General features: G+C 70.7%; 20 protein-coding genes. 11 read left to right on the forward strand and 9 right to left on the reverse strand.

Annotation, left to right across the window (positions count from 1 at the left end):
* Positions 1 to 146 precede the first annotated feature (146 nt).
* Both MQE23_RS21865 and aspS read right to left on the reverse strand, forming a co-directional pair.
* The gene (locus tag MQE23_RS21865) at positions 147 to 1,973 is read right to left on the reverse strand and encodes a GTPase (protein WP_347710142.1); all 1,827 of its coding nucleotides are present in this window, start codon (positions 1,971 to 1,973) and stop codon (positions 147 to 149) included.
* A 169-nt stretch (positions 1,974 to 2,142) separates the two neighbouring features.
* Entirely contained in the window at positions 2,143 to 3,906 is a 1,764-nt protein-coding gene (gene aspS / locus MQE23_RS21870) for an aspartate--tRNA ligase (RefSeq protein WP_020270430.1), read from the reverse strand.
* 157 nt (positions 3,907 to 4,063) lie between these two features.
* On the opposite strand from aspS, the gene MQE23_RS21875 reads away from it, so the two are divergent.
* Complete coding sequence (locus MQE23_RS21875; protein ID WP_243379986.1) at positions 4,064 to 6,202, forward strand: SpoIIE family protein phosphatase; 2,139 nt, start codon at positions 4,064 to 4,066, stop codon at positions 6,200 to 6,202.
* Positions 6,203 to 6,206: 4 nt separating this feature from the next.
* On the opposite strand, the gene MQE23_RS21880 is transcribed toward MQE23_RS21875, so the two are convergent.
* Positions 6,207 to 7,316, reverse strand: coding sequence for an AI-2E family transporter (locus MQE23_RS21880; protein WP_243379988.1), 1,110 nt, complete (start codon positions 7,314 to 7,316; stop codon positions 6,207 to 6,209).
* Positions 7,317 to 7,560: 244 nt separating this feature from the next.
* Between MQE23_RS21880 and MQE23_RS21885 the strand changes: the two genes are divergently transcribed.
* Positions 7,561 to 8,916 carry an FAD-binding oxidoreductase gene (locus MQE23_RS21885; protein ID WP_243379989.1) on the forward strand — a complete coding sequence of 452 codons (1,356 nt, stop codon included), beginning with the start codon at positions 7,561 to 7,563 and terminating at the stop codon, positions 8,914 to 8,916.
* 58 nt (positions 8,917 to 8,974) lie between these two features.
* Here MQE23_RS21885 and MQE23_RS21890 read toward each other — a convergent pair whose 3' ends face one another.
* Both MQE23_RS21890 and MQE23_RS21895 read right to left on the reverse strand, forming a co-directional pair.
* Positions 8,975 to 9,952, reverse strand: a complete 978-nt coding sequence (locus tag MQE23_RS21890; protein ID WP_037667391.1) for a pirin family protein — start codon at positions 9,950 to 9,952, stop codon at positions 8,975 to 8,977.
* Positions 9,953 to 10,124: 172 nt separating this feature from the next.
* Positions 10,125 to 11,624 carry an MFS transporter gene (locus MQE23_RS21895; protein WP_020270438.1) on the reverse strand — a complete coding sequence of 500 codons (1,500 nt, stop codon included), beginning with the start codon at positions 11,622 to 11,624 and terminating at the stop codon, positions 10,125 to 10,127.
* Between the two features lie 146 nt (positions 11,625 to 11,770).
* On the opposite strand from MQE23_RS21895, the gene MQE23_RS21900 reads away from it, so the two are divergent.
* On the forward strand, positions 11,771 to 12,505 hold the full coding sequence (locus tag MQE23_RS21900) for a TetR/AcrR family transcriptional regulator C-terminal domain-containing protein (protein WP_020270439.1): 735 nt from the start codon (positions 11,771 to 11,773) through the stop codon (positions 12,503 to 12,505).
* Positions 12,506 to 12,541: 36 nt separating this feature from the next.
* Here the strand turns inward: MQE23_RS21900 and MQE23_RS21905 are convergent, their stop codons facing one another.
* Entirely contained in the window at positions 12,542 to 13,006 is a 465-nt protein-coding gene (locus tag MQE23_RS21905) for an SseB family protein (protein WP_020270440.1), read from the reverse strand.
* A gap of 122 nt (positions 13,007 to 13,128) precedes the next feature.
* Between MQE23_RS21905 and MQE23_RS21910 the strand changes: the two genes are divergently transcribed.
* The 4 genes from MQE23_RS21910 (at position 13,129) to MQE23_RS21925 (ending at position 17,622) form a co-directional block, all read left to right on the forward strand.
* A complete protein-coding gene (locus tag MQE23_RS21910) occupies positions 13,129 to 13,953 on the forward strand; it encodes an intradiol ring-cleavage dioxygenase (RefSeq protein ID WP_243379991.1) in 825 nt (274 codons plus the stop codon).
* 134 nt (positions 13,954 to 14,087) lie between these two features.
* Positions 14,088 to 15,914 (forward strand): acyl-CoA dehydrogenase, encoded by a 1,827-nt coding sequence (locus MQE23_RS21915; protein WP_020270442.1) that lies wholly within the window; start codon positions 14,088 to 14,090, stop codon positions 15,912 to 15,914.
* Positions 15,915 to 15,988: 74 nt separating this feature from the next.
* Positions 15,989 to 17,287, forward strand: coding sequence for a M18 family aminopeptidase (locus MQE23_RS21920; protein WP_020270443.1), 1,299 nt, complete (start codon positions 15,989 to 15,991; stop codon positions 17,285 to 17,287).
* A gap of 86 nt (positions 17,288 to 17,373) precedes the next feature.
* The gene (locus MQE23_RS21925) at positions 17,374 to 17,622 is read left to right on the forward strand and encodes a DUF6458 family protein (protein ID WP_010032488.1); all 249 of its coding nucleotides are present in this window, start codon (positions 17,374 to 17,376) and stop codon (positions 17,620 to 17,622) included.
* Positions 17,623 to 17,634: 12 nt separating this feature from the next.
* Here MQE23_RS21925 and MQE23_RS21930 read toward each other — a convergent pair whose 3' ends face one another.
* Both MQE23_RS21930 and MQE23_RS21935 read right to left on the reverse strand, forming a co-directional pair.
* Positions 17,635 to 19,452, reverse strand: a complete 1,818-nt coding sequence (locus tag MQE23_RS21930) for a thioredoxin-like domain-containing protein (protein ID WP_243379992.1) — start codon at positions 19,450 to 19,452, stop codon at positions 17,635 to 17,637.
* Positions 19,449 to 19,874, reverse strand: a complete 426-nt coding sequence (locus MQE23_RS21935) for a cupin domain-containing protein (protein WP_243379993.1) — start codon at positions 19,872 to 19,874, stop codon at positions 19,449 to 19,451. Before MQE23_RS21935 ends, MQE23_RS21930 begins: the two co-directional genes overlap by 4 nt.
* Before the next feature lie 52 nt (positions 19,875 to 19,926).
* On the opposite strand from MQE23_RS21935, the gene MQE23_RS21940 reads away from it, so the two are divergent.
* The gene (locus tag MQE23_RS21940; protein WP_243379995.1) at positions 19,927 to 20,910 is read left to right on the forward strand and encodes a helix-turn-helix domain-containing protein; all 984 of its coding nucleotides are present in this window, start codon (positions 19,927 to 19,929) and stop codon (positions 20,908 to 20,910) included.
* Positions 20,907 to 21,398 (forward strand): LURP-one-related family protein, encoded by a 492-nt coding sequence (locus MQE23_RS21945; protein ID WP_020270447.1) that lies wholly within the window; start codon positions 20,907 to 20,909, stop codon positions 21,396 to 21,398. Before MQE23_RS21940 ends, MQE23_RS21945 begins: the two co-directional genes overlap by 4 nt.
* 35 nt (positions 21,399 to 21,433) lie before the next feature.
* On the opposite strand, the gene MQE23_RS21950 is transcribed toward MQE23_RS21945, so the two are convergent.
* The gene (locus tag MQE23_RS21950) at positions 21,434 to 22,231 is read right to left on the reverse strand and encodes a carbon-nitrogen family hydrolase (RefSeq protein ID WP_243379996.1); all 798 of its coding nucleotides are present in this window, start codon (positions 22,229 to 22,231) and stop codon (positions 21,434 to 21,436) included.
* A gap of 192 nt (positions 22,232 to 22,423) precedes the next feature.
* Between MQE23_RS21950 and MQE23_RS21955 the strand changes: the two genes are divergently transcribed.
* Both MQE23_RS21955 and MQE23_RS21960 read left to right on the forward strand, forming a co-directional pair.
* Complete coding sequence (locus tag MQE23_RS21955) at positions 22,424 to 23,248, forward strand: maleylpyruvate isomerase family mycothiol-dependent enzyme (RefSeq protein ID WP_020270449.1); 825 nt, start codon at positions 22,424 to 22,426, stop codon at positions 23,246 to 23,248.
* Between the two features lie 160 nt (positions 23,249 to 23,408).
* Positions 23,409 to 24,152, forward strand: coding sequence for a class I SAM-dependent methyltransferase (locus tag MQE23_RS21960; protein WP_020270450.1), 744 nt, complete (start codon positions 23,409 to 23,411; stop codon positions 24,150 to 24,152).

Consider the following 24,152-nt stretch of genomic DNA (forward strand, 5'->3'; position numbering starts at 1 on the left):
CCGGGTATCCGTCCCCATCAGGCCCGACGCTTGCTCCGAGACGTCCCTGATGCGCTGGTAGAGCTCCTGCAGCGAACCCATGCGGGAACCCCAGTCGTCGAACTCCCCCGGAGTTCCGCTCTGACGTTGCGACGTTTCCTGCCCCATCACACCTCATCCCAGGTTGTCACCAGCTCCCTGACCGACCGGCGCAGCGCCCTGGATTCCTCCAGCAGCGTCAACCAGTGGCCGCGCGAATTCGGTCGTGCCGCGAAGGCGGCCCCGTTGACCCGCCACCACTGCTCGTCGCCTTCCCTGGCACGCGCTTCGAGCCGTGTGTAGAGCCGGTCGAGCCGTTGGGCCACGGTTGTCAGGTGCTCGGCGAAGCCGGCATCGACAGCCCGCTGCAGGTCGTTGATCGTGGCGTCCAGCGCCTGTTCCCGGCGACGTGCGAACGCGTCGCCCGCCAGGGCCGTGCCCGCGGCCCCTACCAGGCCGGCCACGGCGTCCGGGACCAGGGAGCCCAGCAGGGCCTGCAGGCCTGCCCCGACGAGCTCCGGGATCAGGGCGGAGCCCTCAGTGGCGGCCGACCGCTTCGACGGGTCGGCCGTGTTCCGGTCATCTGCGTCGGTTCGGCTGCCCCGCTCCGCCCACACGGACGGCCGGCCATCGGGTATCGGCCCGGTGGTGCGCTGCTCCGGGATGCCGGACAGCTGCTCCGCAGCGGATCGGTGGGCGGCCAGCGCCTCCTGCAGCCACCGTGCGTCGGCTTCGAGGGCCTGTTCGACCTGTTCGGTGATCCGCCCTTCGACCTTCTGCAGCGCCACGCCGACCTCGGGTACGACGCGCAGCCGTACGAACTCCCGGGCGTCCTGGCCCTGGGACAGCTCACGCGTCAGCCGTCTCAGGCACAGGGCTCGCAGGTGGTCGGACTGCGCGGTGATCCGGCCCAGCAGTTCGTCACGCCGCTCGTCCAGTGCGGCGGACAGAGATATCCAGTTCACCAGGGCGGTGGTGCGTGCGGCCTGCCATGCCGCGGCGGCGCTGGTCCGTGCCGGATCGTCCGGCCCTGCCTCGGCTGCCATGGCGCGCTCCGCCGCGCTGGAGATCAGTTCACAGGTGGCGAGGAGGAGCTGGGCCCGACGCCGGGCACGCATACCGGTCCGCCGGTGCGTGGTACCGAGCACTGCCAGCAAGGTGCGGCAGTGTTCCAGCCGCTCCTCGCTCTCCTCGCCGAGCCGCCCGGGGCCCGCCGTGACGTGGACGTCAGCGGCGGTGAGTGCCACTTGGTGCCGGACACGCTGCATGACGTCATCCGCCTCGGCGGCGGTCTCCATCTCGTCGAGTCTGGTGACGACGACGAGGAGGGGCGGGCAGTGTGGCTGTCCGGCCAGTGCCTTCAGCCTGGAGACGTCGGACGCGGGCAGGGCTCTGGGGGCCGAAGTGACGATCACGATCACATCGCAGCTGCTGACGGCAGAGGCCAGGAGATCGCCGACCCGATGTTCGCTCCGACCGGAGTGATCGCCGCCCCGGACAAGGGACCATGCGTCCCAGTTGGGGGTCTCCACCAGTTCCAGCCCGGCGTCGGCCAACCAGGACGCGTCAGGGCCTGCGCTGACGACACGCAGGGGCCCCTCCAGGGCTTCCACGGCGCCGACGGGGCGCTCCGAGGCCCGGACGAGCGTGGGCACCGCCAAGGAGGTGGGGTGGATCGACACAGGCAGGCAGCGGGCGCCGGCCAGTTGATTGATGAGTGACGACTTGCCCACGTTCATGCCACCCAGGACACACACGCGGGCGACTGCCGAGGCCGGGCGGTTCACATGGCGAATCAAGCGGGCGGCACCGTCGGCGCCGGCGCGGTCGGCCAGCGCAGCGACCCCTTCAGCGAGATGTTCGAGCTGCCCACTTGCCTGCACAGCCGTGCCGCTCGGACGTCCCGGATCGGATTCATCCAGGTCATGCGCCGTCACTCCGCCCCCGAAAGTCACTGTGTGATGGCCGACACACCATGATGACAAGTTTTCTGTGACCTTGGAGGCGAATCGAGCAGGGTGGGGCCTATGAGGGCTTGATGCGGAGGGTCAGCGGGGTTGCCTGTGCACACAAGAAAGCGGCCCGGAACCGACGCAGGTTCCGGGCCACTTCACCACACGTCGCCTACTTCGGCTGCGGCTTGCGCACCGACAGGTGCAGCTCCTTCAGCCGTGCCTCCTCCAGCTCCGTCGGCGCGCCCATCATCAGGTCCTGGGCGTTGCCGTTGAGCGGGAAGGCGATCGTCTCGCGGATGTTGGGCTCGTCGGCGAGCAGCATCACGATGCGGTCGACGCCCGGGGCGATGCCGCCGTGCGGCGGGGCGCCGAAGCGGAAGGCGCGCAGCATGCCGGCGAACTTCTCCTCGACGGTCTCGCGGTCGTAGCCGGCGATCTCGAAGGCCTTGAGCATGATCTCGGGCTCGTGGTTCCGGATCGCGCCGGAGGACAGCTCGACGCCGTTGCAGACGATGTCGTACTGCCAGCCGAGGATGTCCAGCGGGTCCTGGGTCTCCAGGGCCTCCAGACCACCCTGCGGCATGGAGAAGGGGTTGTGCGAGAAGTCGATCGCGCCGGTCTCCTCGTCCTTCTCGTACATCGGGAAGTCGACGATCCAGCAGAAGCGGAAGACGTTCTCCTCGAAGTGCCCGGCACGCTTGGCGGCTTCCACCCGCACCGCGCCCATGATCTTGGAGACCTCGTCGAACTCGCCCGCGCCGAAGAAGACCGCGTGGCCGGCCGCCAGCGACAGGCGCTTGGTCAGCTCGGCGACGTTCTCCTCGGTGAGGAACTTGGCGATCGGGCCGGAGAGGGAGCCGTCCTCGGCGACGCGGACCCAGGCCAGGCCCTTGGCGCCCTGCGAGACGGCGTAGTCGCCGAGCTGGTCGAAGAACTTGCGGGGCTGCGCGGAGACGTCCGGCACGGGCAGGGCACGGACGTGCTTGCCGGCGAAGGCCTTGAACTCCGAGCCCTCGAAGATGTCGGTGATGTCGACGAGTTCGAGCTGGGCGCGCAGGTCGGGCTTGTCGGAGCCGTACTTCAGCATCGCCTCGCGGAACGGGATCCGCGGGAACGGCGAGGTGACGTGACGGCCGCCGCCGAACTCCTCGAACAGCTCCGTCATCAGCTTCTCGACGGGCTGGAAGACGTCCTCCTGCTCGACGAAGCTCATCTCGATGTCGAGCTGGTAGAACTCGCCCGGGGAGCGGTCGGCGCGCGCGTCCTCGTCACGGAAGCAGGGCGCGATCTGGAAGTAGCGGTCGAACCCGGAGATCATCAGCAGCTGCTTGAACTGCTGGGGCGCCTGGGGGAGGGCGTAGAACTTGCCCGGGTGCAGGCGGGACGGGACGACGAAGTCGCGGGCGCCCTCGGGGGAGGTCGCGGACAGGATCGGCGTCGCCATCTCGTTGAAGCCGAGGGCCGTCATCTTGTGGCGGATCGCCGAGATGACCGCCGTGCGCAGCATGATGTTGCGGTGCATGCGCTCGCGGCGCAGGTCGAGGAAGCGGTACTCCAGGCGCCGCTCCTCGTTGACCCCGTCCTCGGTGTTGATCGTGAATGGCAGCGGGGCCGCGGCACCGAGCAGTTCGACCTCGCCGACCTCGACCTCGACCTCGCCGGTCGGCAGGTCGGGGTTGATGTTCTCGGCGCCCCGGGAGACGACCTTGCCGTCGACACGGACGGTCGACTCCTTGGACAGCTTGTCGAGGGCCTCGTAGGCGGGGGTGCCGGGACGGGCCACGAGCTGCGTGATGCCGTAGTGGTCGCGCAGATCGATGAAGAGGATGCCGCCCAGGTCGCGCCGATTGTGCAGCCAGCCACTCAGCCGGACGTCGCTGCCGACGTCAGAGGAGCGGAGCTCGCCGCAGGTGTGGGACCTGTACCGATGCATCGTCGTTCATCCAGTCTTCGCTGATCGGGGTCTGTGTTTCACGTGAAACTGGTCCCCAGCGTACCGGCCAGGCGAAGATCGGCTCTCCTCAGTTAACGATCGAGCACTCTTGCGTCTTCGGTGGCAGCGTTCGACGGCTCCTTCTTAAAGTAGGGCAATGCGCACTGGCGAGCCTCTGCCCGCCGTGGGGGAGGCTCTCGCAGCCCTCGCGACCGGCCTCTGGCACTGGGACACCGCCACCGGGCTGGTCACGGTCGACGCCGAGGCGGCACGGTTGCTCGGGCTGCCCGCCGAGCAGGTCAGCCTCACGGAGGCCCAGGCCCGGGCCCGGCTGCACCCGGTCGACTGGAACGAGATCACCGGCGTGATCCAGCTCGCCGTCGCCGAGGGCACCCTCGCCGAGGTACGGATCCGGATCATGGACGAGCAGGGTCGTATCGTCCGGATCGTCCGCAGCCGTTCCAAGCCGTCCTTCGACCGGGCCCGCAAGGCGTACCGGCTGATCGGCACCCTCCAGGAGGTCACCGAGCCGACGCCGGGCACCCCGGCCGGGCGCAGTGCGGTCACGGGCGACTGGCGGCGCTCCCGGGAGGCGTTCCTGCTGGACGCGGGCCGGGCGCTGGCCGAGGCGCGCTCCACGCAGGAGGTCCTGCGGGTCACGGCCAATCTGTCGATGCCGGGGTTCTCGCCGGACGGGCTGGCGGTGTTCGGTGTGGAGGGCGACCGGCTGACGATCATCGGGCACCACGGGCAGCAGCAGGGCGACGACAGCCCGTTCTCCGACATGGCGCTGGACACGGACTACCCGGCCGCCGAGGTGGTGCGGACCGGCCGGGCGGTGTACCTGTCCTCTCCCGAGCAGTACAAGGCCCGTTACCCGCTGACCTGGCCGCTCGCCCAGCGCTTCGGCCGCCGGTCCTGGGCGTTCCTGCCGCTGACCGTGGCCGGCCGCACGATGGGCGCGTGGATGGCGGCCTTCACCTACCCGGTCGCCTTCACCCCGGACGAGCGCTCCGTGCTGGCCACCGTGGCGCGGATGCTGGCCCAGGCGCTGGCCCGGGCGGGCGTGGCCGAGAGCGAGCGGGCCCTGACCGACGGGCTCCAGCGCACGATGCTGCCCAGGCTCGGCCCGCAGCGCATCCCGGGCATGAGCGTCGCCGCACGCTACGTCCCCACCGGCGGCGGCCTCCAGGTCGGTGGCGACTGGTACGACGTGATCCCGTTGCCCAGCGGACGGTTCGCGCTGGTCATCGGCGACGTGCAGGGGCATGACGTGCGGGCGGCGGGCCTGATGGGGCAGCTCCGCATCGCCCTGCGCGCCTACGCCTCGGAGGGGCACCGCCCCGACGCCGTCCTCTCCCGCGCCTCCCGTTTCCTGCACGGCATCAGCGACGAGGACCCCGCCGACCCGCGCTTCGCGACCTGTGTGTACGTCGAGGTCGATCCGGCGAACGGCGTGCTGGACATCGCCCGGGCCGGGCATCCGGACCCGGCGATCCGGATGTCCGACGGCACGGTGCTGACGCGGCCGACGTCGGGGGGCCTGCCGCTGGGGATCGACCCGGACGCCGACTACCCCACGACCCGGCTGGCCCTGGAGTCCGGCGAGACCATGCTGATCTGCACGGACGGCCTGATCGAGACCGGCGGCCACGACCTGGACTCCGGCTGGCGGCGGCTGCGCGAGATCCTGGAGGACCACAAGGGTGATCTGGAGGAACTCGCCGACACCCTGGTGCAGGCCGTGCACGGGCCGTCGTCGCACCACACCACCGGCCCGCTGATCGACCGCCGTGAGGACGACATCGCGCTGCTGCTGCTGTGCCGGGAGGACGAGGGCTGCGGCTGCGGCGACACCGTGCTCGTGCCGGCCCCCGTGCGGCGCACGATGCTGACGGTCGCGCAGGCCGAGCCCGAGCGGATCGCGGTGGCCCGGCAGCAACTGCGCGAGCTGCTGCACGACTGGACCTCCCCCGACCAGCTCGACTCGGCGGTGCTGCTGCTGTCCGAGCTGCTGACGAACGTCCTCGTGCACACGGATTCCGACGCGCTGCTCGTCGCCGAGATCACCGGCCAGGTGGGTGAGCGGCGGCTGCGGATCGAGGTCACCGACACCGGCGACGATCTGCCGCACAAGCGCAGACCGGGGGAGCTGGCGTCCTCCGGCCGCGGCCTGGTGCTGATGGAGCTGCTCGCGCACGCCTGGGGGGTGGATCCGCGCGGCGAGGGCAAGAGCATCTGGTTCGAGCTCTACGAGTCCGTGGACGGCGCGGGCGACGGCTCCTGGTCGCCGTAGCGGGTCACGACTCCCCGGGCGCCGACGACTCCCGGCCCTCGTAGCGGCTGCGGAGCTCCTGGAGGACGCCGAAGGCGGCCGCGGTGAGCGGTACGGCGAGCAGCATCCCGAGCACTCCGGCGACCGACGCCCCGGCCGTGATCGCCACCATCACCACCGCCGGGTGCATCTGCACGGTCCGGCTCTGGATCAACGGCTGGAGCACGTGCCCATCCAGCACCTGCACCGCGAGCACCACCCCGAGCGCCCACAGCGCGATGACGAACCCCCGGTCGGCGAGCGCGACCAGCACGGCCACGGCTCCCGAGATGAAGGCGCCGAGGTAGGGGATGTAGGCGCCGACGAAGACGAGCGCTCCCAGCCCGGCCGCCCCGGGTACGTCGAGGACGAGCAGTCCGACGGTGATGCAGAGCGCGTCGATGAGGGCGATGAAGGTGGTGCCGCGCATGAAGCCCTCGACGGCGTGGAAGGCCCGCCGTGCCACGGCCTCCAGGGTGTCGGCGGAGCCGCGCGGGGCGAGGGCCCTCAGCGTCCCGGCGGCTTTGTCGGAGTCGCGCAGGAAGAAGAAGACGAGCAGCAGCGCGAGCACGGCCATGGCGATGGTCTCGCCGACCACGCTGACCCCGCTGATCACGCCGGATGCGGCGGAGCCACCGAACTTGCCCAGGAGTTCCCGGGCGTTGGAGGCCAGGTCGTCCAGCGAGGTCCCGGCCGCCCCGAAGTGGTCGGAGATGCCCCGCGCGGCCTGTTTGAGCGAGGCGACGATCTCGTCGCCCGTGTCGATGAGCGCGGCGACCACGATGTACACGGCCCCGCCGACCACGGCCACGACGGCGACGCAGGTGAGCCCGGCCGCGACCGACCGCTGCACCCCGGCCTTCACCAGCCGCCGGTGCAGCGGCCCGAGCAGGGCCGTCCCGAGCAGCGCGAGCAGCACGGGCACGACGGCGGTCCGGAACTCGTCGCACAGCCGGATCCCGACGTAGACGACTCCGGACACCAGCAGCAGAAGCCCGCACCAGGCGGCGAGCCGCCGGAGGGGTTCGGGGAGGAGCGGCCTGGGCCCGGAAACGGGCGGGTCGGGGCCGGAAGCGGCCGGGGCGGAGTCCTGCACACCTCCACCCGACCACTCCCGGGGCGGGTCGTCCCGTCGGGAAGGCCCGCCTGGGTGACGGAGCGTCAGCGCTGCTGTCCCGGTCGCCGGTTCAGATCCCGTGTCGGCCGTCACCCGTTGGGACGAGTCCGAACTGCGTCGAGGTTCGCAGCCTGGTCGGCTGGTACGGGTGCCGTTCGCTGCAGACCCAAGAAGGAGCGCCATGCTTCCGCTGGAGGTAACGACGAGAACGGGCGAACGAGCCGTGCTCGAGGAATCAGTCGCTCGGGAGCTGGCGGAGAGGCTGCGTGGAGAGCTGCTCCGCCCCGGAGATGACACCTACGACCAGGCCCGAAGAGTCTGGAACGGCATGATCGACCACCGGCCTGCGCTGATCGCCCGCTGCGCCGGGAGCACCGACGTCGCGGCAGCCGTGGCCTTCGCACGTGAACACGACCTGCTTGTCTCCGTGCGGGGCGGCGGCCACAACATCGCGGGCAAGGCGGTGTGCGTGGGCGGCCTGATGATCGATCTCTCACGGATGCGCCGCGTCGCGGTCGACGCCGGCAGCCGAACGGCCCGGGTGGAAGGCGGTGCCACGCTCGGCGAACTGGACGGGGCCACGCAGGCGTCGGGCCTGGCCACGACCACGGGCGTCGTCACCCACACCGGCGTCGCCGGCCTCACGCTCGGCGGCGGCGTGGGCCGGCTCGCCCGGACCCACGGCCTCGCCTGCGACAACCTGCTGTCCGTCGACGTCGTCACCGCCGATGGTCGCCTGCGGACAGCCGGCGCCACGGAGCACCCCGACCTCTTCTGGGGCATGCGGGGGGCCGGCGCGAACTTCGGGGTCGCGACCTCCTTCGAGTTCAGACTCCACCCCGTCGGTCCGGAGGTACTCGGAGGCGTCGTCGTCCATCCCTTGGCGCGGGCCCGGGAAGCCCTCGGTTTCTACTACGAGTACTCACGTTCAGCACCGGACGAGCTGACCGCTGACGCCTTTTTCCTGACCTCCCCCGACGGTGATCCGGTATTCGCCATCTCCGTCTGCTACACCGGGTCGATGGAGCAGGGCGAGCGCGTGCTGGAGCCGCTCCGGCGTTTCGGCCCGCCCGTCGCCGACCAGGTGGGGCCGGTTGCGTACACGCAGCTGCAAGCGGCAGGGGACCCTTTCTTCCCGATCGGCCTGAACTACTACTGGAAGTCTCACTTCCTCGAGGAGATCCCCCAGGACGCGATCGAGGCCACCGTGGAGCACTTCGCCAGTGCTCCCTCGCCCAGGTCCCTCATCGTCTTCCAGCAGTACGGCGGCGCCGTCAGCCGCATCCCGCCCACGGAAACGGCCTTCCCCCACCGGAACGCGCAGTACGACAACTTCGCCGCGTCGGTGTGGACGGATCCGCAGGAACGCGAAGTGCACAGGGAATGGGCACGGCAGTGGTGGGACAAGATGCGCCGCTTCTCCATCGGGGCCGAGTACGTGAACAACCTGGGAGAGGAAGGCGAGGACCGGGTACGGGCCGCCTACGGCGACAACTACGACCGGCTGGTCGCCCTCAAGAACGAGTACGACCCCGACAACTTCTTCCGGCTCAACGCGAACATCCGCCCGGGTGGCTGAGCAACGGTGAAGCCCCGTCCATGCTGCGGACGGGGCTGTCACGTTGCCGGCGCCGGTGTCAGTCCTGCGGTCCGCTCGCGGTCATGCCGTGCACCGCCGGGACCGTCCCCAGCCGGCCCTTCTGGAAGTCCTCGAAGGCCTGCATGAGTTCTTCCTTGGTGTTCATCACGAACGGGCCGTAGTGGGCCATCGGCTCGCGGATCGGCTGTCCGCCGAGCAGGACGACCTCCAGGTCCGGCGTGTGGGAGTCCTGCTTCTCGTCCGCGCGGACGGTCAGCGAGGAACCCGCGCCGAAGACGGCGGTCTGGCCCGTGTGGACCGGGCGCCGCTCGGTGCCGACGCTGCCGCGCCCGGCCAGGACGTACGCCAGGCCGTTGAAGTCCTCGCGCCACGGCAGGTTGAGCTCCGCGCCCGGCGCCAGCGTCGCGTGGATCATCGTGATCGGCGTGTGCGTGATGCCGGGGCCCGCGTGCCCGTCCAGCTCACCGGCGATGACCCGCAGCAGCGCGCCGCCGTCGGGGGTGCTGAGCAGCTGGACCGAGCCGCCGCGGATGTCCTGGTAGCGCGGGGCCATCATCTTGTCCTTGGCCGGGAGGTTCACCCACAGCTGGAGGCCGTGGAAGAGCCCGCCGGACATGACCAGGTGCTCCGGTGGCGCCTCGATGTGCAGCAGGCCCGAGCCCGCGGTCATCCACTGGGTGTCCCCGTTGGTGATGGTGCCGCCACCGCCGTTGGAGTCCTGGTGGTCGAAGATCCCGTCGATGATGTACGTGACGGTCTCGAAGCCGCGGTGCGGGTGCCACGGCGTGCCCTTGGGCTCGCCCGGCGCGTACTCCACCTCACCCATCTGGTCCATCATGATGAACGGGTCGAGATGGCGGTAGTTGATCCCCGCGAACGCCCGGCGCACCGGGAAGCCCTCGCCCTCGAAACCGCCCGGGGCGGTCGTGACAGCGAGTACGGGACGTGCCACGGCATCGGTCGGCGCGGTCACGCGGGGCAGCGTCAACGGGTTCTCGACGGTCACAGCAGGCATGTCGGTTCCTCCTCGTGTACGCCCAGTTTAGTTGAGCGTTGAACTTTCTGCCACCCCTAACGGAGAAAACCGGGTGGGCATTCCCGGGCGACGGCGCAGCGAACCACGGGACAGGGGCATGACGAAAGGCCGGCTCCCCGCATGGGGGGTGCCGGCCTTCTCCCGGTCCGCGTCAGGCGACCAGCTCGGGCTCCTCGCTCCCGGCCCCGGCGGGCTCGGCCTTGCGGTCGCGCATCACCACCGTGGCCACCACCGCCGCGGCCAGGACACCGACCGCGCTGATCGTGAAGGTCGTCGACATCGAGGCCGTGAAGGCCTCCCGGGCCGCCCGCACCAGGCCCGAGTCGCCGCCCGCGACCGCCAGGGCCCCGCCGATGGACTCCCTGGCCTGCTCGGGAGCGCCGGCCGGCATCTCGTCCGCGTAGCCGCCGGAGAGCAGCGAGCCGAGGATCGCGATGCCGAGGGCGGTGCCCGACTGCTGGATGGTGTCGTTGAGGGCCGAGCCGACGCCGGCCTTCTCCTCCGGGATGGTGCTCATCAGGGCGGCCACCGCGGCCGGCATCGCCAGACCGGCACCGAGGCCCAGGATCCCCAGCGCCACCGCCGGGACCGTGAAGCCGCTGTCCGCGCTGAGCGTGGTCAGCAGCCCGAAGGAGGCGGCCATCAGCAGCATGCCGCCGAGGATGACGAACCGGTTGCCCGCCTTCACGGCGAGCTGCGCCCCGGCCGCGTTGCCCGCCAGAGCGGCCACGGCCAGCGGCAGGAAGGCCAGGCCCGCCTTGACCGCGGACCAGCCGAGCACGAACTGCAGGTACTGGGTCAGGACCAGCAGCAGACCGGCGTTGCCGATCTGGACGAGCGCCAGGGAGAGCGAACCCCCGCTGAAGTTGCGGTGCTTGAAGAGGACCAGCGGCACCATCGGCGAGCGGGTGACGTTCTCCCAGACCACGAAGCCGGCCAGGGCGACCACCGCGACGGCCAGGACGAGGAGGGAGCGGCCGCCGAACGCGCCGTGCTGCGGAATCTCGATGATCCACCACACCAGGGCCGTCATCCCCACCGCCGACAGCACCGCGCCCAGCGGGTCCGGCTTCTGCCAGGGCGCCTTGGACTCCGGCATCAGCAGCACACCGGCCAGCAGCGCCAGGGCGACGATCGGCACGTTGATCAGGAAGATCGCCTGCCAGGCGAAGTGGTCGATCAGCACACCGCCGAGGACCGGGCTGCCGACCAGCCCCAGCATCGACACCGAACCCCACGCCGCCATCGCCTTGGGCCGCTCGTCCTCGTCGAAGACGGTGATCAGGATCGACAGCGTCGACGGCATGATCAGCGCCCCGCCCACCCCCATCGCGATCCGTATCGCGATCAGCTCACCCGGACTGGAGCAGAACACCGCCCCCAGCGAGGCCGCCCCGAACAGCAGCAGGCCGATCAGCATCACCTTCCGCCGTCCGAACCGGTCCCCCAGGCTCCCCGAGGTGAGCAGCAGCCCGGCGAAGACCAGCGTGTAGGAGTCGAGGATCCACTGCATGTCCTGGGCGCTCGCCCCGATGTCCTCGGTCAGCGAGGGCACCGCGACCGTGAGCGCCATGTTGTCGACGACCAGCACCAGCGTGCTGAGACACAGCACGATCAGGATCCACCAGCGGCGTGGATGACGAGCGTCCATTTCAGTTCCCCTCCCGCGTACACCGTTCCTTCGATGCGCACACTGTACGCACAGCGGAACAGCGTGCGCAACCTTGAAGTTCTGTACGCTGGTTGCGCACGCTGTTCGCATGAAGGCCTGCGGCGCGGCCACCAGGGAGGACACCGATGACCAGGAGCACGAAGAAGGCGGCACCGATCCCATCCGTCTGGGCCCGTGAGCAGCGCCGCTCCGACCAGCCCGCGCTCAGCCGCGAGGCGATCGTGCGCGAGGCGATCGCGATGCTCGACGCGGACGGCATCGAGGCGCTCAGCATGCGCAAGCTCGGCGCCCGTCTGAACGCCGGCGCGACCTCGCTGTACCGGCACGTCGCCACGAAGGACGAGCTGATGGAGCTCGCGGTGGACGAGGTCGCCGCCGAGATCCACGTCCCGCCGGCCGACAGCCCCGACTGGCGCGCGGCGGTGACCGAGGCGGCGGGGTCCTTCCGTACGACGGCGCTACGGCACCCCTGGCTGACCCTGGTCCTGGGCCAGGCCGGGCTCGCCTACCTCGGGCCCAACTACATGAGCTTCTCCGAACGCCTCGCGGCCCTGTTCACGGCCGCGGGGTTCCCCGAGCCGAGCCGTGCGATCGAAACCGTCTTCTCGTACGTCATGGGCATGAGCAACGCGGAGGCCGCCTGGCTCACCACGGTCGCCCGGTCCGGCGAGACCGAGGCCGACTTCATCGCCCGCCTGATGCCCGCGGCACAGCGGGCCGCGGCCGACCACACGCACCTGGCCATTCCGCACGCGGAGGTCGAGGAAGCCACCACCGACCCCGTCGCCCTGCGCGACATGAAATTCGCCTACGGCCTGGAGGTCGTCCTGGACGGCCTGGCACTACGCCTGCCGAAGTGAGGGCACAGGTCCCAGCCGTCTGCCAAGCAATGGCGTCTAGCCATACATCCGGCGCATCGCGAACTCGACCATCTGCTCGACGGCCTTCGCGTCGAACACCATGCGGTGCTCGCCCTCCATGTCCAGCACGAAGCCGTAGCCGGTCGGCAGCAGATCCAGGACCTCGGCGCCGGTGATCACGAAGTACTTGGACTCCTTGCCCGCGTACCGGCGCAGCTCCTTGAGCGTGCTGAACATCGGGATCACCGGCTGCTGGGTGTTGTGCAGGGCGAGGAAGCCGGGGTTGTCGCCGCGCGGGCAGTAGACCTTGGACGTCGCGAAGACCTGCTGGAAGTCCTCGGCGGTCATCTGCCCGGTCGTGAACGCACGCACCGCGTCCGTCAGGGAGGGCGGGGACGGCTCGGGGTACAGCGGCGGCTGCTGTCCGTACCCGCCGGACATCGGCTGCTGCGGAGGGGCGTACTGCCCTTGCGGGCCCGCTGTCTGGTCGTAGCCGTACATGAGCGCAAGAGTACCGAGCGCGGCCGGGCGATCGGGCCGGTACGGCAGGCCCGGCAAACCGACAGCGACTCGACAGCGCCGCGTCTGTGGATCGCCGCGCCCGGCGCTCGTAGCGTCGGACCATGAACGGACGCCATGACGAAGGCCCGCACGAGCACGACAGGGGCCTCTCCTACGACCTGCCCGTCCTCGCCCGCCGCCAGATGATCCGGCTGATGGCGGGCGCGAGCCTGGTCCCGCTGGTGGGCTGCACGGCGGAGGACAGGACCACGGCGTCCCCCTCCTCCCCGTCGGCCTCCTCCCCTTCGGCCGCCGGGTGCGCGGAGATCCCCGAGGAGACGGCCGGGCCCTTCCCCGGCGACGGCTCGAACGGCGTGAACGTCCTGAAGGAGAGCGGGGTCGTCCGCAGCGACATCACGCGCAGCTTCGGCGGCTCCGCGGGCGGCACCGCCGAGGGCGTCCCCTTGACGATCACCCTGACCGTGGTGGACGCGGCGTCCGGGTGCGGCACCCCGAAGCCGGGCGCCGCAGTGTACGTGTGGCACTGCGACCGGGAGGGCGCCTACTCCCTGTACTCCGAGGGCGTCACCGAGGAGAACTACCTGCGCGGAGTCCAGGAGACGGACGACAAGGGCCGGGTCACGTTCACCAGCATCTTCCCCGGCTGCTACCAGGGCCGCTGGCCGCACATCCACTTCGAGGTCTACGGCAGCCTCGCCGACGCCACCGCGGCCACGTCGATCACGAACACCTCGCAGCTCGCCTTCCCGAAGGACGTCTGCGACGCGGTGTACGCCACGGACGGCTACGGCGAGAGCGTGCGGAACCTGAGCGGCCTCTCCCTGGAGGACGACGGCATCTTCAGCGACGGCCACGACCGGCAGCTGGCGGCGATGACGGGCGGTACGCGGGACGGCTACACCGCGACCTTGACCGTTCCGGTGTGACCTGTCACAGATGACCGGAAGGGGTTGCGTCTTATTACTGACGGGTAGCATCATCGTAGCTACTTGTTGGTACGTGAACTAGCGCGAGGATCCAGTGCCTCGCCGATCTCTCTAGGGAGCCGGGAGCCGTCGCCATGGGGCACTACAAGTCGAATCTCCGCGACATCGAGTTCAACCTCTTCGAAGTACTCGGGCGCGACAAGGTGTACGGCACCGGCCCGTTCGAGGAGATGGACGTCGAGACCGCGAAGAGCATCCTGGAGGAGCTGACGCGCCTCTCGGAGAACGAGCTGGCCGAGTCCTTCATCGACGCCGACCGCAACCCGCCGGTCTTCGACCCGGAGACCAACACCGCGCCGGTCCCGGCCTCCTTCAAGAAGAGCTACCAGGCCTTCATGGACTCCGAGTACTGGCGCCTCGGCCTGCCCGAGGAGATCGGCGGCACCACCTCGCCCCGCTCTCTGATCTGGGCGTACGCCGAGCTCATCCTGGGCGCCAACCCGGCCGTGTGGATGTACTCCTCGGGCCCGGCCTTCGCCGGCATCCTCTTCGAGGAGGGCAACGAGGTCCAGAAGCACATAGCCAAGGTCGCCACGGAGAAGCAGTGGGGCTCCACGATGGTGCTCACCGAGCCCGACGCGGGCTCCGACGTGGGCGCCGGCCGCACCAAGGCCGTGCAGCAGGAGGACGGCTCCTGGCACATCGAGGGCGTGAAGCGCTTCATCACCTCCGGTGAGCACGACATGTCGGAGAACATCCTCCACTACGTGCTGGCCCGCCCCGAGGGCGCCGGCCCCGGCACCAAGGGCCTGTCCCTCTTCCTCGTCCCGAAGTACCTCTTCGACTTCGAGACCGGCGAGCTGGGCGAGCGCAACGGCGTCTACGCCACCAACGTCGAGCACAAGATGGGCCTGAAGGCCTCCAACACGTGCGAGATGACCTTCGGCGACCAGCACCCCGCCAAGGGCTGGCTGATCGGCGACAAGCACGACGGCATCCGCCAGATGTTCCGCATCATCGAGTTCGCCCGCATGATGGTCGGCACGAAGGCGATCTCCACGCTGTCCACGGGCTACCTGAACGCGCTGGAGTACGCCAAGGAGCGCGTGCAGGGCCCGGACCTCGCGAACTTCATGGACAAGACCGCGCCCAAGGTCACCATCACCCACCACCCGGACGTCCGCCGCTCGCTGATGACGCAGAAGGCGTACGCGGAGGGCATGCGCGCCCTGGTGATGTACACCGCCTCGATCCAGGACGCGATCCAGATCAAGGAGGCCGCCGGCGAGGACGCCGCCACCGAGCACGCGCTGAACGACCTGCTCCTGCCGATCGTCAAGGGCTACGGCTCCGAGAAGGGCTACGAGCAGCTCGCCCAGTCGCTCCAGACCTTCGGCGGCTCCGGCTTCCTCCAGGAGTACCCGATCGAGCAGTACATCCGGGATTCCAAGATCGACACCCTCTACGAGGGCACCACGGCGATCCAGGGCCAGGACTTCTTCTTCCGGAAGATCGTCCGCAACCAGGGCGCCGCGCTGAACTCCCTCGCCGAGGACATCAAGAAGTTCCTGGCCCTCGGCACGGGCGGCGAGGAGCTGGCCGGTGCCCGCGAGCACCTCGCCAAGGCCGCGGTCGAGCTGGAGGCCATCGTCGGCCTGATGCTCACCGACCTCGCGGCCACCGAGCAGGACGTCAAGAACATCTACAAGGTCGGGCTCAACACCACCCGCCTGCTGATGGCCTCCGGTGACGTCGTCGTCGGCTACCTGCTGCTCAAGGGCGCCGCGATCGCCGCCGAGAAGCTGGAGACCGCCTCCGCCAAGGACAAGGCCTTCTACACCGGCAAGATCGCCGCGGCCAAGTTCTTCGCCGCCAACGTCCTGCCGGGCGTCACCCTCGCCCGCAAGGTCGCCGAGGGCGTCGAGCTGGACCTGATGGAACTGGACGAGGCCGCGTTCTGATCCTCACGTCCTTCGTCCGAGGGCCTGTTCCCTTCCCTGGGGAACGGGCCCTCGTCCGTCGCTAAGGTGAACCCATGAGCGAACCAGCCCGCTTCGACCGCGGCCACACCGACGATCTCATGACCTTCCTGGCGGCGAGCCCCTCGCCGTACCACGCCGTGGCCACAGCTGCCGAGCGGCTGGAGAAGGCAGGCTTCAGGCAGGTCGCCGAGACGGACGCCTGGGAGGGGACGAGCGGCGGCAAGTACGTGCTGCGCGGCGGCGCGATCGTCGCCTGGTACGTGCCGGAGGGCGCCGCACCGCACACGCCGTTCCGGATCGTCGGCGCCCACACCGACTCCCCCAACCTGCGCGTCAAGCCGCTCCCCGACAGCGGGGCGCACGGCTGGCGCCAGGTGGCCGTGGAGATCTACGGCGGACCGCTGCTCAACTCCTGGCTGGACCGCGACCTGGGCCTCGCGGGCCGGCTCACCCTGCGCGACGGCTCGACACGCCTGGTCAACGTCGACCGGCCGCTGCTGCGCGTCCCGCAGCTCGCCATCCACCTGGACCGCTCGGTGACGGCCGACGGCCTCAAGCTCGACAAGCAGCGGCACATGCAGCCGGTCTGGGGTCTGGGCAACGACGTCCGGGACGGCGACCTGATCGCCTTCCTGGAGGAGACGGCCGGCATCCCGGCGGGCGAGGTCACCGGCTGGGACCTGATGACGCACTCCGTGGAACCGCCCGCCTACCTGGGCCGCGACCGCGAACTGCTGGCCGGCCCGCGCATGGACAACCTGCTGTCGGTGCACGCCGGCACGGCGGCCCTCGCGGCCGTGGCCTCCGGCGCGTCCAAGCCGGCCTCCATCCCGGTCCTGGCCGCCTTCGACCACGAGGAGAACGGCTCCCAGTCGGACACGGGCGCGGACGGGCCGCTGCTCGGCAACGTGCTGGAACGCTCGGTGTTCGCACGCGGCGGCTCCTTCGAGGACCGGGCCCGCGCCTTCGCCGGTACGGTCTGCCTGTCCTCCGACACGGGCCACGCCGTCCACCCCAACTACGCGGAGCGGCACGACCCGACGCACCACCCGCGCGTCAACGGCGGCCCGATCCTCAAGGTCAACGTCAACAACCGCTACGCCACGGACGGTTCGGGCCGCGCGGAGTTCACGGCGGCCTGCGAGGCGGCCGACGTGCCCTTCCAGTCCTTCGTCTCCAACAACTCCATGCCCTGCGGCACCACGATCGGCCCGATCACCGCCGCCCGGCACGGCATCAGGACCGTCGACATCGGCGTGGCCATCCTGTCGATGCACAGCGCACGCGAACTGTGCGGCGCCGACGACCCGTTCCTGCTCGCGAGCGCGCTGACGGCGTTCCTCGAGAGGTAGAACGGGCCGTCACCGCATGGGTGTTCCCCTCGGGGGTACTCGGTGTGCGGACCGGAACGACCGGACCGTACAGGGAGGCGACACACATGGGCCTCGGCGGATGCATCATCCTCATCGCCGTGGGAGCCATCCTCACGTTCGCGACCGACTGGGACATGCAGGGGGTCAACCTCGACCTGGTCGGCATCATCCTGATGATCGTCGGACTGATCGGCGTCACGACGTTCAGCAGCATCGCCAGGCGGCGGCGTGTGGTGGTGCCCCCCACGACGCCGGTCGTGGACGACGGACGACACCACACGCGCGACGGCTACAGCGACGGGTACGGGGTGTGAGCCCCGCCCGGATCAGCTGTCCATCCCGGCAAGGACCAGGGGCAGCCGGTCCGTCCCCGACTCGGTGAGACGGACCGGCACGCCCCAGTCCTGCTGGTGGACGTGACAGGCCGGGTACTCGTTGTCGGGGTCGTCGTCGCAGGAGGCGGCCATCGCGGAGACGTGCAGCACACCCTCCGGCACGGAGGGGTCCAGTTCGAGGGCGCGGGAGAGGTCACTCCCCGCGCCCTCGCCGCTGCGCAGCAGCTCCGGCGGGGTGGAGGAGACCAGCAGGCGCGTGGAGGGGCCGTACCGGGTGTCGAGCTTCTGGCCCGCCGGGGCCTGGAAGATCACGTCCAGCCGGAGCCGCCCCGGCGTGACTTCGGTGGCCTCCCGCCGCGTGCGGTGGGCGACCTCGGGCACCTTCACCGCCTCCTCCGGCAGCCGCAGCCTGGTCAGCCGGTGGCGGGCCGACTCCACGACCACGATGTCGTCGCCGACGAGCACCGCGTCGCTGGGCTCGCGCAGGTCCGTGGCCAGGGTGGTGACCTCGCCGGTCGCGGGGTCGTAGCGCCGCAGGGCGTGGTTGTAGGTGTCGGCGACCGCGACGGAGCCGTCCGGCAGGGCGGTGACGCCCAGCGGGTGCTGGAGCAGGGCCTGTCCGGCGGCGCCGTCGCGGTGGCCGAAGTCGAACAGGCCGGTGCCGACGGCGGTGTGGACGGAGCCGTCCGGGTCCACCCAGCGCAGGGCGGACGTCTCGGAGTCGGCGAGCCAGAGGCGGTCGGGGGTGGCGGCCAGCCCGGAGGGCTGCGCGAACCAGGCCTCGGCTCCCGGGCCGTCGACGAGCCCCTCGTTGGTGGTCCCGGCCGTGACCGCGACCGTGCCCTCGGCCGGGTCGTACGCCCACAGCTGGTGGACGCCGGCCATGGCGATCCAGACCTTGCCCTGCCAGTGGGCGACGTCCCAGGGGGAGGAGAGGTCGACCTCGCGGGCCGGGCCAGAGGCGGGTGAGCCCTGCCACCACTGCCGGCCCGTGCCGGCGAGGGTGGTGACCTCGCCGGTGGTGAGGTCCAGCCGCCGCAGCGCGTGGTTGACGGTGTCGGCGACGACCACCGATCCGTCGTCGAGCAGGGCGAGCCCCTGCGGCTCGTTGAAGGCGGCCGCGTCGGTCGGTCCGTCGGCGAACCCGCGCGTGCCGGACCCGATCCTCCGCACCACGCTCTCCCCGTCCTCCGCGAGTTCCACCAGCTGATGCCGGGTCGTGTCGCTCACCAGGAAGTTCCCGGACGGCAGCAGGAGCGCCTTGCCCGGGAACCGCAGCACCGTCGGCTCCGGCTCCGGCGGCACGTACGGCCCGTCCCCTCGCCGCAGCGTCCCCTTGGCCTCGTGCTCGGCCTCCAGCTCCGCCACCAGCCGCTCGATGGCGTGCACATGCCCCTCCCCGGCGTGCTGCGCGACGACGTACCCCTCGGGGTCGATCACGACGAGCGTCGGCCAGGCCCGCACTGCGTACTGCTTCCACGTGGCCAGCTCCGGGTCGTCGAGTACCGGGTGCTCCACCCCGTAGCGCTCGACGGCGTCCACCACCGCCTGGTGCTCCGCCTCGTGCACGAACTTCGGCGAGTGCACCCCGATGACCACGACGGTGTCCCGGTGCTTCTCCTCCAGCTCGCGCAGCTCGTCCAGGACGTGCAGGCAGTTGATGCAGCAGAACGTCCAGAAGTCGAGGATGACGATGCGTCCTCGCAGGTCGGCGAGGGTGTACTGCTGCCCGCCCGTGTTCAGCCAGCCGCCCTTGCCGGTCAGCTCGGGGGCGCGGACGCGGGCCCGTCGGGGTGCGGAGTGGTTCATGCGTCCAGGGTGTCATCCGGCACTGACAGCCGGTCCAGCGCATGACCGGTCGTGGCATCCACGTGCTCGGGCACGTCGTCGTGGCGGTCGCCGACCGTGAGGGTGCCGGTCGGTTCGAACAGGAGGATCGCGGTCGGCACGGGGGCGTACGGCTTGTGCTCGGTGCCGCGCGGGACGGTGAAGACGCTGCCCCTGGGGAGCACGACCGTGCGCTCCCCGGCCGGCTCGCGCAGGCCGATGTGCAGCTCGCCGTCGAGGACGAGGAAGAACTCGTCGGTGTGGTCGTGGACGTGCCAGACGTGCTCGCCCTCGACCTTCGCGACGCGGACGTCGTAGTCGTTGACGGCGGTGACGATGCGCGGGCTCCACTGCTCGGAGAAGGAGGCCAGCGCGTGGGCGAGGGAGACGGGTTCCTGGGTCATGGGGTGATCTTCCGGGGTGCCGTGGGTCTCGCACGAGTGCTAGAAATCGCACATGCCGCAAGGATCCTCGCACCGGGTCGTCCTGATGGTGGACGAGAACTCGAACCCCTTCGAGATGAGCTGTGCCATCGAGGTCTTCGGGCTGCGCAGGCCGGAGCTCGGGCGGGAGCTGTACGACTTCCGGCTGTGCGCCGCCGCACCGCACACGCGTATGCGGGACGGCTTCTTCACGCTCACCGGAGTGGCCGGACTGGAGGCCGCCGAGGAGGCGGACACCCTGATCGTGCCGAACCGGCCCGACACCGGCACACCCCGCGCGCCGCGCGTCCTGGATGCCGTACGCCGGGCACACGCGCGTGGTGCGCGGCTGGTCGGGTTCTGCTCGGGTGCCTTCACGATGGCGGAGGCCGGGCTGCTGGACGGACGGCGGGCGGCCTGCCACTGGATGTGGGCGGAGTCCTTCAGGGCGAGGTTCCCCCAGGTTCGGCTGGAGCCCGATGTGCTGTTCGTGGACGACGGCGACGTCCTGACCGCCTCCGGCAGCGCCTCGGCGCTGGACCTGGGCCTGCACGTCGTACGACGTGACCACGGCGCCGAGATCGCCAACCACGTCTCCCGGCGGCTGGTGTTCGCGTCGCACCGGGACGGCGGGCAGCGGCAGTTCGTCGAGCGGCCGGTCCCGGACGTACGGGACGAGTCCCTGGCGCCCCTGCTGGAATGGGCGCAGGAGCGGCTGGGCGAGCCACTGACCGTGGCGGACCTGGCCGCACGCGCGCGTGTCAGCCCGGCCACGCTCCACCGGCGCTTCCGCGCCCAGCTCGGGACGACGCCGCTGGCGTGGCTGACGGCGGAGCGCGTGGCGCTGGCCTGCCGGCTGATCGAGCGGGGCGAGGAACGCCTGGACGTCGTGGCGGCCCGCAGCGGGCTCGGCACGGCCGCCAACCTGCGGAACCGGCTGCGGCGGGTGACCGGGCTCAGCCCGTCGGCCTATCGACGGCGTTTCGGAGCGGGCGCCGGGGAAGCCCTGGTGTCATGAGATTCCTCGTGTACGACCGGCTCCTCGGCTTCGGCGACGACTACTGGATCGAGGACGACCGCGGCACCAAGGTGTTCCTCGTCGACGGCAAGGCGCTGCGCCTGCGGGACACCTGGGAGCTGAAGGACACCCAGGGGCGCGTCCTGGTCGACATCCACCAGAAGATGCTCGCCCTGCGCGACACGATGGTGCTCCAGCGGGGCGGCGAGCCGCTGGCGACGATCCGCCGCAAACGGCTGTCCCTGCTGCGCAACCACTACCGGGTGTCACTGGCCGACGGCAACGAACTGGACGTCAGCGGCAAGGTCCTCGACCGCGAGTTCGCCGTCGAGTACGACGGGGAGCTGCTGGCGGTGATCTCCCGGCGGTGGCTGACCGTACGGGACACCTACGGCGTGGAGGTCGTCCGCGAGGACGCGGATCCGGCACTGCTGATCGCGGTGGCCGTGTGTGTGATCCACCTGGCGGAGAAGGAGCGGGAGGGCTGAGGGCGCGTCCTCAGGGCCTGCGAGGAGGTTCGTCCTCAGGGCCTGCGAGGAGGCTGGAGCCCCAGCACCCGGTCCTTCAGCGCCGGGAACTGCTCCCGCGTCGTCGCGACCTTCCCCGGGTCGAACTCCACCGTCAGCACCTCTTCATCGGCACCCGCCTGGGCCAGCACCTCGCCCCACGGATCGACCACGATCGAGTGACCGGCCTGGGGAACTCCGGCGTGCGTCCCGGCCGTTCCGCACGCGACGACGAACGACTGGTTCTCGACCGCCCGCGCCTGAGCGAGCAGCGTCCAGTGGGAGCGGCGGCGCTCCGGCCAGCCCGCCGGGACCACGAGCGTCTCGGCACCGGCGTCGACGAGACCGCGGAAGAGTTCGGGGAAACGGAGGTCGTAACAGGTGCCGAGGCCCAGGGTGGTCGACGGCAGACGGACTGTCACCAGCTCGGCCCCCGCGCCCATCAGCACGGCCTCGCCCTTGTCGAAGCCGAAGCGGTGGATCTTGCGGTAGGCGGCGGCGAGGTCGCCGGAGGGGGAGAAGACGAGCGAGGTGTTGTAGAGCGGCCCGTCGGGATCCCGCTCCGGGATCGAACCCGCGTGCAGCCACACACCGGCGTCGCTCGCGGCCTTAGCCATCGCCTCGTAGGTCGGCCCTTCGAGCGGCTCGGCCTCCCGCCCGAAGTCCTCGTAGGCGAAGGCACCCGTGGTCCACAGCTCCGGCAGGACGACGAGATCGGCCCCGGACTGGTCCCGGACCATCGAGGCCACCCGCCGGCGGCGCGATTCGACCGATTCGCCCTCGTCTACGGCGATCTGGATCACAGAGGCGCGCACACTACCACCGTCCTGGCATTCGACCCGTCCAACAAGGGGTTCCCCACGGGCCTACGATCGTCACACGAAAGCACTGCCGGGGTGCCTCACAGCAGCGTAACTTAGCTGCCAAGACACCCGCCGACAGCCGCCACCTCCCACTGGCAACCGCCACCACCTGCCCGTGCACCGACCGCCGAGGGGTCCCGTTCCGTGAGTCTGCATCCCACCCTCCAGCCCTACGCCGACGCCTGGACCCACTCCATCGAAGCGATATCCGAGCTGCTCCAGCCGCTCGCGGAGGCCGAGTGGAACCGGCGGACGCCGTGCCCCGGGTGGTCGGTGCGGGACGTGGTCTCCCATGTCATCGGCCTGGACTGCGAGATGCTCGGCGACCCGCGCCCCATCCACACGCTGCCGCGCGACCTCTTCCACGTGACGAACGACCACCAGCGCTACATGGAGATGCAGGTCGACGTCCGCCGTCACCACACGGCGCCGGAGATGACCTCCGAGCTGGAGTACGTGATCATCCGCCGCAACCGCCAGCTGCGCAACGAGTCGCGCGACCCGGGCACCAAGGTGCGCGGCCCGCTCGGCACGGAGCTGACCCTCGAGGAGTCCATGCGCCGGCACGCCTTCGACGTGTGGGTGCACGAGCAGGACCTGCGCACGGCCCTCGGCCGGCCCGGCAACCTCGACTCCCCCGGCGCGCAGGTCGCCCGCGACGTGCTGCTCGGTGAACTCCCGCGGGTGGTCGCCGAGGACGCGCAGGCACCGCGCAGCTCGGCCGTCGTCTTCGACGTCCACGGCCCCGTCGAGTTCCTGCGCACGATCCGCGTCGACATCCAGGGCCGCGGCACCCTCGAAACGGCCCCCGCCCTCGGCCCCGCCGCCACGCTCACCCTCGACTGGGAGACATACGTCCGCCTGGCCTGCGGCCGCGTGACACCGGAGTCGGTGACGGACAGGCTGAAAACGGAAGGCGACCCGGACCTGACGGCGGCGATCCTGCACAACTTCACGGTGACGAAGTAAGTCAGCCCAGCTGCGGGCAGTCGTGCCGCTGGGGCGGCACGGGTGGGCGCAGCGGCACCTCGCCGCGCCGGGCTGCGCACCCACCCGGCCTCAGCACCAACGGACAGTACGGCGAAAACCCCGTGCCGCCCACCCACCGGCCCCCGTAGCGTCCCCGAGCATGACAACCCCACCCCGCCACACCCGCCTCACCTTCCACGGCCCGCTGTCCGAGACCCGAGCAGACGCCCTCGTACAACGTCTCGTCCGCCACGCCCCCACCACGGTCCTGGACATCGGCTGCGGCTGGGGCGAGCTCCTGCTCCGCATCCTCGCCGCCACCCCGAAGGCCACCGGCACCGGCATCGACATCAACGCCGACGACCTGGCTCGGGGCCGGAAGGCCGCAGCGGAACGCGGACTGGCACCCCGGGTCCGTTTCCTCGAGGAATCCGCCACCGGCACCCCCCACGGCCCAGCCGACCTCGTCCTGTGCGTAGGCGCGAGCCAGGCCCTCGGCAGCCAACTGCCGCAAGCCCTCGGCGAACTACGCAGGCTCGTCTCCGACGAAGGCCGCGTCCTCCTGGGCGAGGGCTTCTGGCAACGCCCACCGACCCCGGCCGAACTGCCCCGCATGTGGCCGGACGCGAAAGCCACCGACCACCCCGACCTCGCGACCCTCGTCGGCCTGGCCGTCGACGCGGGCTTCCGGCCGGAGTGGACGGAGACCGCGAGCCTCGACGAATGGGAGGAGTTCGAGTCGGCGTACCTCGCGGACACCGAGGTGTGGCTCGCCCGGCACCCCGGCCACCCCCTGGCCGCCGAGACCCGGGAGCGCGCCGACCGCCACCGAGCCGCCTGGCTCACCTACCGCGGCGTCCTCGGGCTCGCGTACCTCACCCTGGTACCCGTGGCGGCCCGTTGA

This window comes from Streptomyces sp. HP-A2021, assembly GCF_022807935.1.
GTDB classification, from domain to species: domain Bacteria; phylum Actinomycetota; class Actinomycetes; order Streptomycetales; family Streptomycetaceae; genus Streptomyces; species Streptomyces afghaniensis.